At 43.8% G+C, this 13,719-nt stretch carries 7 protein-coding genes; 6 read left to right on the top strand and 1 reads right to left on the bottom strand.

Features of this window, described 5'->3' with window-relative positions; genetic code table 11:
- The first annotated feature begins 56 nt into the window (after window positions 1–56).
- From G493_RS0120015 to G493_RS0120040, 6 genes are all read left to right on the top strand, one after another.
- Complete coding sequence (locus tag G493_RS0120015; protein WP_028581818.1) at window positions 57–1,100, top strand: extracellular solute-binding protein; 1,044 nt, start codon at window positions 57–59, stop codon at window positions 1,098–1,100.
- Window positions 1,101–1,106: 6 nt separating this feature from the next.
- The gene (locus G493_RS30340; RefSeq protein ID WP_051309649.1) at window positions 1,107–2,153 is read left to right on the top strand and encodes an ABC transporter ATP-binding protein; all 1,047 of its coding nucleotides are present in this window, start codon (window positions 1,107–1,109) and stop codon (window positions 2,151–2,153) included.
- A 2-nt stretch (window positions 2,154–2,155) separates the two neighbouring features.
- Window positions 2,156–3,838, top strand: coding sequence for an ABC transporter permease (locus G493_RS0120025; RefSeq protein ID WP_051309651.1), 1,683 nt, complete (start codon window positions 2,156–2,158; stop codon window positions 3,836–3,838).
- A 270-nt stretch (window positions 3,839–4,108) separates the two neighbouring features.
- Window positions 4,109–8,656, top strand: coding sequence for a transporter substrate-binding domain-containing protein (locus tag G493_RS0120030; protein WP_028581820.1), 4,548 nt, complete (start codon window positions 4,109–4,111; stop codon window positions 8,654–8,656).
- A complete protein-coding gene (locus G493_RS33740; RefSeq protein WP_051309653.1) occupies window positions 8,646–9,806 on the top strand; it encodes an ATP-binding response regulator in 1,161 nt (386 codons plus the stop codon). Before G493_RS0120030 ends, G493_RS33740 begins: the two co-directional genes overlap by 11 nt.
- Before the next feature lie 58 nt (window positions 9,807–9,864).
- A complete protein-coding gene (locus tag G493_RS0120040) occupies window positions 9,865–12,336 on the top strand; it encodes an HD domain-containing phosphohydrolase (protein ID WP_028581821.1) in 2,472 nt (823 codons plus the stop codon).
- Between the two features lie 742 nt (window positions 12,337–13,078).
- Here G493_RS0120040 and G493_RS0120050 read toward each other — a convergent pair.
- Window positions 13,079–13,573: a substrate-binding periplasmic protein gene (locus tag G493_RS0120050; protein WP_028581823.1), complete on the bottom strand. Its 495-nt coding sequence runs from the start codon at window positions 13,571–13,573 to the stop codon at window positions 13,079–13,081.
- Between the last annotated feature and the right edge of the window lie 146 nt (window positions 13,574–13,719).

Below are 13,719 nucleotides of genomic sequence, written 5' to 3' on the forward strand. Positions count from 1 at the left end.
GGCAAAAAAATACAAAGCACAACAAAGAGATGGAATATAATAAAAGGAGAAATTGCATGAAAAGAATATTGCAGGCAGTTATTGCAGTCGCTGCTTTTGCCAGCGTCACGTTCGTTGCTGCCAGCCTTATGGCTGCAGAACTTGAAAAGAAGGTTGTTGTCTATTCAACCCATGGCGAAGCCATGCTCGAAATGGTAGCTGATGCCTATACCAAAGAGACCGGCGTGAAGGTCGATTTTATTAACCTGAAAGGAGCCCTGGCAGACAGAGTGCGGGCGGAAAAGGCTAATCCCCAGTCTGATGTCATGTACGGCGCACCTTCCTCTGTATATCTGGAGTTGAAATCAGAAGGACTGTTTGATGCTTTTACTCCTTCCTGGGCGGACAAATTGGATCCGTTATTCAAGGATGCCGAATCGTACTGGTACGGCACAATTCAAACTCCGGTAATGATGTTTTATAATACCGAAATGTTGAGCGAGGATGAGGCCCCCAAAGACTGGTATGAGTTGACTGATCCCAAGTATGCGGGCAACCTTGTTTTCAGAAATGCATTATCCTCGTCAGCGCGTGCCACCTATTCTGCACTGTTGCAACAGTTTGAGCAGAAAGGGGAACTGGACAAAGGTTGGCAGTTCATGAAGGCACTTGATGCAAATACCAAACAGTACTATGGCAGCGGATCCATGCTGTTTCAGGCTGTTGGCAGAAAGGAAGCAGCTGTCAGTTTCATGGTCCTGAACTCCATCATTGATAATAAGATCAACAACAAAATGCCATTGGCTGTGATTGATGCCACAAGTGGTTCACCGGTAATTACCGATGGCATCGCTTTGATTCATGGCGCAAAACATCCCAATGCTGCCAGGTCATTCATTGAATTCGCCGGTAGTGCTAAGATCCAGGCCATGCTTGCCCAAAAATTCAATCGTCTGCCCACCCATCCCGATGCTCTGGCTGATTCCCCTGCGTGGATGGCTGATACTCACTTTAAAGTGATGGACGTGGATTGGCAGGATCTGGCCGCAAAGCAATCTGCCTGGATGCAAAAGTGGGATGCAGAGGTAAAGAACAGTGGTAAAGATCCAAAAGGAAAATGAGATATAGTGGGTAAGGTCAGTCTTGAAAATGTAACAAAATGGTATGGAAAACATATCGTTTGTGACAACGTCAGCCTGGAAATTAAAGAGGGGCAATTTTTTACTCTACTTGGCCCCTCTGGCTGCGGTAAGACTACGCTGCTTCGTCTGATTGCCGGGTTTATCAGACCGGATAACGGGGCCATTTTTTTACATGGCGTTGATATTACCAACTTTGCACCGGAAAAGCGCAATGTGGGCATGGTTTTTCAAAACTATGCCCTGTTTCCTTTTATGACCGTAGGAGAAAATATTGAATATGGTTTGAAAATTCAAAAAAGGAGTCGGAGTGAGATCCGGCAGAAGGTGGAACAATATCTCTCTCTCGTCGGTCTGGAGCGATTTGAAAAACGTAATATTGCCGACCTCTCTGGTGGAGAACAACAACGGGTTGCTCTTGCCAGATCTCTTGCCATTGAACCTGGCGTACTTCTGTTGGATGAGCCGTTGTCTAACCTGGATGCCCGACTTCGCGACAGCATGCGCACTGAACTGAAAAGGCTACAGCGAAATCTTGGCATCACGACAATCTTTGTTACGCACGATCAGGTCGAGGCTCTTACCATGTCAGACCAGCTGGCTGTGTTTAAAAAAGGTGTTTGTGTTCAAAAAGGTACTCCTGAAGAGATATATGACTTCCCAGCGAATTCTTTTGTAGCCACGTTTGTTGGGGAAACAAATCTGTTCCCGGTTAATTTTCAAAACGGTTGTTGTATGTTGCCAAACGGTCATATACTCACACACATTACACAGCGCTCTGTGTGTTTTGTTTCCATCCGTCCCCAGGATCTGCGCCTCTCTCTGCAGCTCCCTGCAAATTCTGATTATGGCATTTGGGGGACCATAAGAGACAAACACTTTCATGGATATACCACAGAATGGGCAATTCAGGCTGATGGTCTGCTTTTTAAGGCTGTTCAGTTGAATTCCGGTCAGGCTGCAAGTTCTTTGGGGGTGGGAAGTCAGGTGTGTGTCTGCTTTTCACCGGCAGATCTGCATCTTCTGAATTGCTAGACATGATACTCCAGAGAGTGAGTGGAATACGCGTATTCCAGTACAGCGGGGTATGTCTGCTGTTGCTGTTTCTTTTTGGATACATACTGTTTCCCACACTCAAGACAGTAGAAACCAGTGTGTATGTTGACGGTGCATTTTCCCTGGTGCATTATCTTGAATTATTTACTGTTCCTGCCTACAGGGTTCCTTTGTATAATTCTATCTTACTGGGCATTCTGACCGTTGTGGTATGCGGTTGTATTGGTGTTGCCCTGGCTTTTGTAATACATTATTTTGATTTTCCCTGCCGCGGTCTCATGGATAAACTCTTACTGCTGCCCATGGTTATGCCGGGCATTGTCATTGTGTTGGCGTTTGTGCAACTCTATGGCGAAAGCGGTATGATAACCAAAACCCTTCAACTGTTGTTTCACCTGGAGTCACCACCGTTTCATTTGTCAGGTCTGCCCGGAATTCTGATCGTTCATGCCTATACACAGTATGTGTACTTTTATATTACAGTGTCCATAGCCATACGGCATATTGATTTTTCCATTATTGAGAGCGCTCGTAATCTTGGAGCATCAAGGCGAAAGGTGTTTGTTTCAATTATCCTCCCTTTTTTACGCCCCGCACTTCTTGCTGCCAGTGCCATGACTTTTATTTCCGGAGCAGGTTCTTTTACAGCTCCTTCCATTATCGGGGGTGGTTTCAAGGTGTTGACCACCCAGATTCTGCTTTCTAAAACAAATAATTATATGGATATTGCAGCTACCCAGGTAACTGTTTTAACTTTAGTATGCATACTTTTTTTTATAATTTTCAGGATATATGAAGCAAAAAGTACTTTTACCTCGTCGGTGAGGGGAGGTGGATTTCAGCCGATAACGATTCGATCACAAACGGTCAGGTGGATGTTGATGTCATGTGCAGGTTTGCTCGTCATTTCGATCTTCTTGCCCGTGGCGAGCATCGTGCTGGTCTCTTTTGTTCCCTCGAGTTCCTGGATGATCAATTATTTCCCCCAGGATTGGACCTTTGATAATTATATAGCCATAGGCACGAGTGCCCGTAAAATGCAGCCTTTTGTCAATAGTTCTGTGATGGCACTTTCAGCGGCTATGGCTGGCCTCATAGTGGCTCTTCCAGCCTCATTTATAATTGAGAAAACTGCCAGCCGGTTCAGGTGGGTAGTGGAGTTTCTGGTAATGCTTCCCTGGGCTATTCCCTGCAGTGCCATTGCCATCAATATGATTAATGCGTTTAATACCCCCTCGCTTTTCTCCGGATATACGGTGCTGGTGGGCAGCACTATTCTGTTGCCGCTAGCCTATTGTATACGTTCTCTGCCTATACTGGTAAAAACCGTGAATGTGTCTCTGCAGAATTTGAATCACGTGTACCTGGAAGCTTCCAAAAGCTTGGGAGCCACCACTGTTCAAACTTTTCGAAGAATAGCTTTTCCCATCGTGTTCCCAGGTATCCTGGCAGGTTTTCTACTGGTATGTCTTCGTTCAATAGGGGAATATACAGTGTCTGTTTTTTTGTATACCGCAGCCAATAAACCTATGTCCATTGCCATGGTTAACGGGGTGTTTGAGTATAACCTAGGCCTGGCAATGGCCTATGGAACTCTTCTTATTCTTTTATCTTTTGTTGTCAGTCTTGTGAGCACCAGGTTACTGACATTTTCCATTCGCTGAAACCGTTTTATGAGAGTGAGCAGGTACTTTTACCGTTAACTTGGATTCGTTGAAGACCAGCATGAGAGATGCTGGTGAGCTGGTTATATTTGTTTTTGTTCACCCCAATCGTAAAAAGAATGTCATGGTTTGACTCACCCCTGTCCCTTGGATACAATATGTTGAAATGATTTCTACTTATGGATCTCTGTGATTGCAGATAACTTGTGAGATTTCCCCAGGATTATACATTTCTGTACGGTTATCAAGCGATTTACTTTGGGGCTGAAAATGAAGCACGCACACTTTATTGTCGTAGTACTCATTTTCTGGAGCGGTATTGCAACGGCCTCGTCACCTGATGCCAGGATTTCTGTTGTCTACAACAGAGGCATCGCACCAATCAAATTTACCGATAGGCAGGGTAAACCTGCCGGAATATTGCCTGAGTACTGGAAACTGCTGGAACAGAAAACAGGGCTGACGTTTGACTTTCAGGAAGTTGCCACCTTTGAAAAATCGCTGGAGATGGTAAAAAACGGTGAGGCAGACCTCCATGCCGGACTTTATTTTACAGAAGAAAGAAGCCGGTTTCTGGAATACTCCGAACCTGTTTTGGAGCTCAAATACTATATTTATGCAAGCTCTGATATCCCTCCCCCTGAGACTTTGGACCAGACCAGGGGATTTGTTATAGGCATTGTTCAGGGAGGCTTCACAGAGAACTATATTAAAAAAAATTCACCTGACAGCCAGTATAAGATTTTCAAGGATTTTGATAGCCTTTTTGAAGCTGTTCTTGCTGGAGAAATAAAGGTTTTTGTCTCTTCAGATATTCATCTTAATTATTACCTTTCCACCCACAACTTACAAAATTCTTTCCGTCATAGCGCTTCTACCCTCTCTGAGCGAGTGTATTATGGCGCTACTTCCAGGGCTAACAGTGCGCTGATGCAGAAGATACAGCATGGACAACGCCATGTAAGCCACTATGAAAAAGAACAGCTGCGCCAACGTTGGCTTCATTTTAAGGTTGATGAACCGGTCAGTCCCCTGCTTGTAACGTTAACCTCCGAGGAGAGAGACTGGGTGCAAAATCACCCCGTGTTACGTGTCTCCAATGAGATGGATTGGCCCCCATTTGATTTTAATCAAAAAGGGCAGCCCATGGGGTTGTCCATTGACGTCCTGGATGAAATTGCTTCCAGGACCGGGTTGCATCTGCAGTACGTTTACGGTCATGCATGGCATGAACTGCAGAAAATGGTTGAAAACAAAGATATAGATATTGTGCACAGCCTGACGCGATCTGCAAGTCGAGAAAAATTCATTCTTTTTACCACGCCCTATATTTCAAATCAGATGGTTGTTATCACCGCTGAAAATGCTCCTGTAATCAAGAGTGTAGAGGACTTGCAGGATAAGACCGTAGCAGTGGTAGAGGGATATAATCAGAAGGATGTATTGCAGAAAAAGTTTAAAGACATACATCTTCTCTCTGTTGATTCACCTTTGGCTGCGCTGAAAAAAGTTTCATCCGGTCAGGCTGATGCCACTGTCCTTTTTAACGGTGTCGCCAGCTATCTGATGCATACCCACCTCCTGACCAATCTGAAATTTGTTCAGGAATTTTCTGTGGAAGGAGAGGCTCCCCATGAACTGTTCATCGGTGTACGGAACGACTGGCCCATTCTTCGTTCGATTCTCCAAAAAGGGTTGGACTCGCTTACCCATGATGAGATGAATGCCATCAGAAGAAAATGGATCACTCAGCAGGTTGAAAGTGGAAACGACGTACAGATATCTTTGAGTGAAGAAGAAAAAACATGGATTAAAGAGAAAAAAAGCATTGTCCTTGGTGCCGATCACAATTGGCCGCCTTTTGAGTTCATTGATTCCGCTGGCAATTATGCTGGCCTTGCCTCAGATTACGTGAAACTCATTGAACAACGTACAGGGCTGCATGTTGAGATTCGTCCAGGTGTCTGGGCTGATGTTATGAAGCAGATGCAACAAGGAGAGTTGGACGGCCTGGCCTGTGCAGTAGAGACTGAGGATCGTGAGGGGTATTTATCTTTCAGTTCTCCATATCTTACAGTACCAACCGTTATTGTTGTGAACAGGGAGCGTTTCGATATCAGATCCATACATGATCTCAGCGGAAAAACGGTATCTATCAATAAAGGGTCATATATGCATGAATGGCTCAAAAAAAGATACCCTCAGTTGAAGCTGCATCTCACAGGTTCAAATGAGGCTTCCCTTGAAGCAGTCTCCTACGAGGAAGCTGATGCGTATATCGGAAATCTGGCTGTTGCTGATTATATTATCCGTAAAAGGTTACTGACTAATCTTAAAGTTGTTAAAAAGCTTCCTGAAATGCAAACCAGTATTTCCATCGCCATTGATGGAAAGCAGCAGGTGTTGAATCGCATCATACAAAAAGCGCTGGATAGCGTGAGTGAGAATGAGCACCAGCGTATTATGGAAAACTGGTATACTGCATCCACAGAAAATATTATCAATTTTACCCCTGAAGAGAAGCAATGGATACAGGAACATCCTGCGGTACTCATATCAGGTGATCCAGGTTGGGCCCCCCTGACCTACATTGATGGAAAGGGGCAGGTACAAGGTATAGTTGCAGAGTATTTTCAGCTTTTGGCAGAAAAAAGTGGTTTGCAGTTTGAGTTTTCATATGTCGATACCTGGAGTGATGTGCTCGGCTCCATGCAAACGGGTGCAATTGATATCATTAATGCCGTTGCCCAATCCTCTGAACGTAGCAGGTATATGAATTTTACAGATCCGTATATGAACATGGATCTGGTTTTGATAACAAGAGATGATGTCAAATTTCTCAAAGGGTTGGATCAGGTCACAGGATGGCGTGTGGGCGCAGTGAGAGACCATATCTCTGCAGCATATATACTGGCGGATTATCCTGATATGCATTTGCAGCTCTACGATACTACCCAGAAAGGGTTGCAGGCATTATCACGAAACAATGTAGATGTCTTTGTCACAGATATTCCAACATTTGAGTATTACGCAAAGCAATCATCTTTGACTAATCTGAAAATATCAGGACTTACCCGCTATGCGTTTTCTCTTTCCATTGGGGTAAGGAAAGATATGCCGGAACTGCTTTCCATACTCAACAAGACTTTGGGCCAGTTAACTCAAAAAGAAAAAAATGAAATATATAGCAACTGGGTGAGCCTTAAGCATCCTCTGGTGGATTATTCTCTCTTCTGGAAGACACTGCTCGTCGCGTCTGTGCTGTTTGCCATATTTGCGTATTGGAACAGGCGAATGGCCTATGAGGTACGCTTGCGGAAAATTGCTGAAATCAATGCGTTGCAGGCAGCCAAGGCGAAAAGCGAATTTTTAGCAAATATGAGCCATGAAATACGTACTCCCATGAATTCCGTGCTGGGCTTCGCCGAGCTGCTCGACCATATGATTACAGATCCTGAGCAAAAGAATTACCTGAAATCCATCCGGTCAGGTGGAAAGGCTCTTCTTGAAATTATTAATGATATATTAGACTTATCCAAAATAGAGTCAGGGAAAATGGGGCTTGTTCCAGAGCCTGTTTCCATGAAAAACCTGTTTGAAGAAGTTACAGATATCTTCAAAAACAGGATGGAGCGGAAACAACTGATTTTTCGGTGCCAACTACCTGATGTATTCCCGGCATATATTCTTGTAGATGGAATTCGGGTTCGTCAGGTTCTTATCAATCTTCTGGGAAATGCTCTCAAGTTTACCGATAAAGGGAGTATCACCCTTGCCTGCAAAAAAGTGGAAATCCATTCTGAACAACAGACTGTGGATTTCCAGCTTGTGGTGAGTGATACAGGAATAGGGATTCCCGCTGAACATCAGAAAACCATTTTTAATAAATTTGAACAACAGGAAGGACAAGATACGCAAAAATATGGTGGTACGGGCCTTGGCCTGTCCATATGTCATAACCTGATGCAGATGATGGGCGGGGAGATACGGCTAAAAAGTCGCAAAGGGTATGGTTCCTCATTCACACTGGTGTTTCATGCTGTTCCCCTGGTAGTAAACGAGCCTGAACAGACTCATCAGGAGGTGTATATTCCTGACGGTTTTCAGGAAGGTACTATTTTAGTCGTTGATGATGTAACCGAAAACAGGGAACTTCTGGTGGCTCATTTTCGAGGCAGCAAACTCGTTTTTTACCAGGCAGAGCATGGAAAAGAAGCTCTGGAGATTCTTGCCCGTGAGCATGTGGATTTAATATTTCTCGACCTCAGGATGCCAGTGATGAACGGATATGAAATGATTACCAAACTGCGTCAGGAAGATCGTCTGTGCCATATCCCGGTGATTGCAGTTACTGCTTCTGTCATGGGAGAAGATTTAAGAAAGGTAGATCAATATGGTTTCAACGGCTATTTGCGAAAACCCGTTGAGCGGCATGACCTGTTTTCTGTAACAGCCGACTATTTGTCGTATATACGGAGTGAACCTTCTCCGGCAGCAAATGACCTGTTTGATGATTCAGAGGTGCCTAGAGCTCAACGTGAGGAATTTATCGCACAGGTCGAACAGGAACTGCAAGAGGAATGGAAGAAGGTGAAAAACAGTGGCGATTTTCAGCTTATTGCGGGATTTGCTCAACATCTGATTGAGCTGGCAGAACGGTGTTCTCTTGCTCATTTTGTTACATTAGGGAAACAACTGTCTCAGAATATTGATAGTTTTGAAATTATGGAAGTTGACGTCCTGATGAACAGATTTCCCGAAATGGTTGCAAAAATGAAAGAAAATCTATTGTTAGAGGTTGAGCAGGATGAGTGGTAAATATACTATTCTGGTTGTCGATGATGACCTGAAAAATATCCAGGTCGGTGTCAATTTTCTCAGGAAGAATCAGGACTATCATCTGGTATTTGCAACCAGCGGTGAGCAGGCCCTGGAAAGAGTAGAAAAGACTGCTTTTGATCTTATATTGCTGGATATCATCATGCCAGCCATGGATGGGTATGAGGTGTGTAGACGTCTGAAAGCAAATGACGCTACCAAACATATTCCAATTATTTTTTTAACAGCAAAACATGAGCAGGATAGTTTAATGAAGGGGTTTGAGCTCGGTGGTGCCGATTATATTACCAAACCATTTCATGCCGCTGAACTGAACGCCAGGGTTAGAACACACCTGGAACTGCACCGCTACTATCAAACGGAGATAGCTAAACTCCAGCAACTGATGATATATGCCCAGGAGGCTGAAAATATAAAGTTTATAACCAGTAGCGTGGTTCATGAGTGCAATAATTTTATGACTGCTATTCCCTGCAATATACAGTTATTGCAAAAAGAACTTGAGATGAAAGACATATCAGTTTCAAGCGGTAAGGATACCTTTGATGTGATACTTACGGCTGTCTCGCGAGTTTCTGAATTTCTGAATCATTTATCTGTATATTCCAAACATAGTGCCCCGTTGTCTGAAATCGTGGAAATGGAGGAGGTGATTGCAGATTTACGAAAAATTTACAAAGGGCATGTTCGCCATAACATCAGCCTGGTAATACGTAATACCTGTCAGCCTGCCCGGGTCATCGCAGACAAACTCCACGTGGAGCAGGTTCTATTGAATCTCTTGATCAATGCGCAGCACGCCATTTTAGAAAGGCCCTCTGGGACACCCGAAAGAGGACTCATCCATCTGAGTATTGATACCTGTGACAGGGGGGCTCATCAAAGGTTGCATGGTAATACCCGATATCTGAAAATTTCAGTCAAAGATAATGGCGTTGGTATGTCTGCCGCTGTTGTAGAAAAAATATTTGAACCATATTTTTCCACGAGAAAGGATTCTGGTGGAACAGGGCTAGGCCTTGCTGTTTCAGAGAAAATCGTGCACTCCCACAACGGAGTGATTGAGGTTTCTTCAGTTCCTGGAAAGGGAACTGTCTTTGATGTGTATCTGCCGCAGTATATTGAGTGAAATCTACGCAGTTGTTCCGGCAAATACAGCAACTTTATCTGGAGAATATTGAGACGTTATGATTCACTGGGGCAGGCAGGGAAGAAGGTTTTCCATTCGAGTAACAGTGTTGGGAGTGGTTACGCTTGTAGCCATGCTGACTGCCGGTGTTGTGCTTGGTCTGCAATATTATTTCAGTTCACAGTGGGCAAGGCAGGCAGCCGAGGGACTTTGCCGTACCATTGGGGAAAAAGTCAGTCAGCGTGTACATGCTTTGGACAGCGAAAGCATGAACATGGTAGAAATGCTGAGCCATCTTCATGAATTGAAAAAGTTCCCAGATGCTGCTCAGGTGAGCCACCTTTTACCTCTTCTGGGAGGTGTGATCGGGCAGGCGGATCATTTCTATGCCATGTATGCAGGCTATGACAACGGTGATTATTTTGAATTGGTCAATCTTGAGAGCACCTATACAAGGAGTGCCTTTCAGGCCTTACCAGAAGACCGGTGGGTACAGGTAACGGTCAGAAACAAAGGTGCTGTTAGGGAAAAAATTTCCACCTATCTGGATACAGCTTTCCGTGTTCGAACTGAAAAGCAGGAAAGAACGACCTATGATCCTAGAAATAGGCCATGGTTTGCTAACGCCCTGGAACGTCAGGGGATTATACAGACTCCGCCCTATGTCTTCGCAAATCTCGGTGTTCCCGGTGTTACCTATGCCAAAAGCATGGATAGTGGGAGCAGGGTCGTTGCCGTTGATATTTCTCTTAAAGGATTGTCAGGTTACTTACAGAAGCAGCAGCTTTTACCTCATAGTCAGGCTTTTTTGTTTGATGATGCAGGCCAGGTAATAGCAAGAGCAATATCAGCCTCCGCAGATCTCAAGTCAGACAGGGGAGAAAAGCAGAGCTCCCCGTCTGCACCTTCGTCTGATGTAAGTGCGGTCACGGATCAACCTGTGCCGCATAGCCAGTTGCTGGAACTGGCCTCAGCCTCAACTGCCGAAAATACACTGCATAAGGTAACAATCAAAGGACAGAATTATTTTGCCTATGTTTCGCCAATCATGTCCAAAAAACATGTGCAGGAATATCTGGGTATGCTGGTTTCCGTGGAAGAAAGCATGCGACCGTACCTGGCGAAAGTACGGTTATCTCTGTTTACTGCCCTTGCCTTGCTCGTTTTACTGGTACCTGTGGTGTGGTATTGCGCCACGATCATCGTAACGCCCATTAAGGCACTGGCTCTTGAAAATGATAAAGTAAGGTTACGGCGTTACGATGATGTCAACATGGTTGAGAGTAATATTGCGGAAATTATCGAATTATCCAATTCCATGGTTTCCATGGCAAAATCAATACAGGAATATGATGAATCCTTGAAGGCTCTCATGGATGCATTCATTCGTGTTATTGCTGTGGCCATAGACCATAAATCATCCTATACCGGTGGACATTGTGCACGTGTACCGGAACTTGCCACCATGATCGCCGAGGCTGCCCATAGCAGCCCAAAAGAATCCTTTACCGATTTTCATTTTTCAACCGATGAGGAATGGCGTGAATTTCGAACAGCAGCCTGGCTGCATGATTGCGGAAAGGTCGCAACTCCTGAATATATTGTCGATAAGGCCACCAAGCTTGAGACCCTGTATAATCGTATCCATGAGATTCGGATGCGTTTTGAGGTGCTCCTGCGGGATGCTGAAATCGAATATTGGCAGGAGCTTGCTGAAGGAGGGGAACAAGCGGGTTTAGCGGAAAAGCTGGCTAAGCAAAAGAGAGAGATCGAGGAAGATTTTGCCTTCATCGCCGAATGCAATATTGGTGGAGAATTTATGGGGGAGGATAAGGTGGAAAGGGTACAGCGTATTGCTGCCAGGACATGGACCCGGCATCTGGATGACCGTCTTGGGTTGGGGCATTTGGAGCTTATGCGTTATCCAGAGCATCCCGTTGATCTTCCCTGTAAAGAATTTCTTCTTGCAGATCGGAGAGAACACATCATCAAACGTCAGGCCAAGAGACCCCTTGGTGATACTGATTCCCGTTTCAAAATGGATGTTCCAGAGCATTTATATAATCTTGGAGAAGTGTATAACCTGTGCATTTCTCGAGGAACCTTGACCGCTGAAGATCGATATATCATCAATGAACATATCATTACCACTATCCAGATGCTGGAAACATTGCCATATCCAGAGAATATGACCAGGATCCCCGAGTATGCAGGGGCACACCACGAAACACTTATCGGTACAGGGTATCCACGAAAACTTACAGCCAAAGAGATCGGTTTACCTGCTCGTATCATGGCGTTGGCAGATGTATTTGAGGCCTTGACCGCTTCGGATCGGCCATATAAAAAAGCAAAAAAACTCAGTGAGGCCATCTATATTTTAAACCGTATGGTCAAAAAACAGCACCTGGATAAAGACCTGTTTCGTCTTTTTCTTGAAAGCGGAGTGTACCTTGAATATGCCAGGAAATTTTGTTCAGCCTCACAGATCGACGATATCGATATTGCAGGATATCTGGAAGATCTTTGAGAACTATGCTCACTGCTGTATTTCGTAACCCGGATGCATTTCGGTTACCTCTTCTTCTATTACAGAGGCTGTTTCCGCAGCTTATGCATGATCTCTTTCCGGTCTTGTACGTCCATGGTGTCGAGAGCGTGAATGAACTGGGCAACTTTGAGAATACGCCGTTTCAACAGGTTGTATTCACGCCTGATAGCCCTGTTGTTTGATTTTTTTTACAACAGAGACGAGTTTGCGGTCTGTAATCAGGCTGCTTCTTATGGTTTCTATTTCCACTGCCGATAATGCAAAGGTGCTTTGCACCTGGGTTGCGCAATGTCAAATGATGCCATAGTCATCGGATGCTCCCTATTGCACCAGTGAGTGAAACAGAAGTAGCGTCATTTAGAGTAGTAACTCAACAGGTGATAAGAAGGGTGTAAGTGCTGTTGCCTGGATTGCCGGTCGAACCGCAGTATACGCGATCCGTATGTACGGTGGTGTGGGAGGGAAGGTTAGCGATGGCCGTTCCTATCCCGATAGATTTCTGGTCTTATTTTTTTTCATTTGCTAGAATAATGTCATATTCTTTTGCAAGACTTGTATAATCTTTTGCTTTCGTAAAAGCCAGATAACTATTGACAACTTCAACATGAGGTGAAAGTGCAGTTATTTTGTTACTAGCATTCCATTTTTTGATTATATATTGCCCAACATCATAGCTGTTAATTATTAAATCAACTCTACCGACAATTAATTTTCTGATATTCTATTCAAATGTTTGTGCTTCGTCTATGTTTTTGATAAATCCTTTTTTCAAATATTCATCAAACACCATGCCATATGATGTTTTGCTTACAATTCCAATTCTGTAATTTTTAATATCCTCAAGGTTTCCATTCCAGATTATTTTAGAATCATTTCTCACAAAGAATACAAAAGGCTGTTGAATTAATGGTTCTTTTGTGAAAAGCAATTTTTTTTCTCTTTCAGGAGTTTTTTTCAATGAGAAATATGCATCAACTTCTCCGTTCTTGACCATAAATAAGCCGCGAGCTATTGGATATATTTTTATGGTTACTTTTACTTCTAATTTGTCAAATAAATCTCTGATTTTATCGACAATTGGTCCTTTAACCTGGTTGTTTTCTGAATAGATAAATGGTGGATATTCCAATGTTGCGATAACAATTTTTTGTTGCTCTGCATAAACGTTACAAACCATAATGAAAACAAAAAATATTAGAAATCTAATTAGCAGCATTACATTGTCTCCTTTGTTGGACGAAGCCGCTATGCGGCAGAAAATAGAGTATATTCCTGTAACAGTTTGATTCTCTAATCATTTACAAAGGAGTATACCATGAACAAAGCAGAAATAAAACGATTCGAATCTCTGTATGAGCGCCA

The organism is Desulfogranum japonicum DSM 18378 (genome assembly GCF_000429945.1).
In the GTDB taxonomy this organism is placed as follows: domain Bacteria; phylum Desulfobacterota; class Desulfobulbia; order Desulfobulbales; family Desulfobulbaceae; genus Desulfogranum; species Desulfogranum japonicum.

What these genes read in the sequence shown, in the direction of transcription:
- G493_RS0120015 (WP_028581818.1), top strand. Translation starts at nt 57, where the DNA reads ATGAAAAGAATATTGCAGGCAGTTATTGCAGTCGCTGCTTTTGCCAGC.
- G493_RS0120025 (WP_051309651.1), top strand. Translation starts at nt 2,156, where the DNA reads ATGATACTCCAGAGAGTGAGTGGAATACGCGTATTCCAGTACAGCGGG.
- G493_RS0120030 (WP_028581820.1), top strand. Translation starts at nt 4,109, where the DNA reads ATGAAGCACGCACACTTTATTGTCGTAGTACTCATTTTCTGGAGCGGT.
- G493_RS33740 (WP_051309653.1), top strand. Translation starts at nt 8,646, where the DNA reads ATGAGTGGTAAATATACTATTCTGGTTGTCGATGATGACCTGAAAAAT.
- G493_RS0120040 (WP_028581821.1), top strand. Translation starts at nt 9,865, where the DNA reads ATGATTCACTGGGGCAGGCAGGGAAGAAGGTTTTCCATTCGAGTAACA.
- G493_RS0120050 (WP_028581823.1), bottom strand. Translation starts at nt 13,573, where the DNA reads ATGCTGCTAATTAGATTTCTAATATTTTTTGTTTTCATTATGGTTTGT.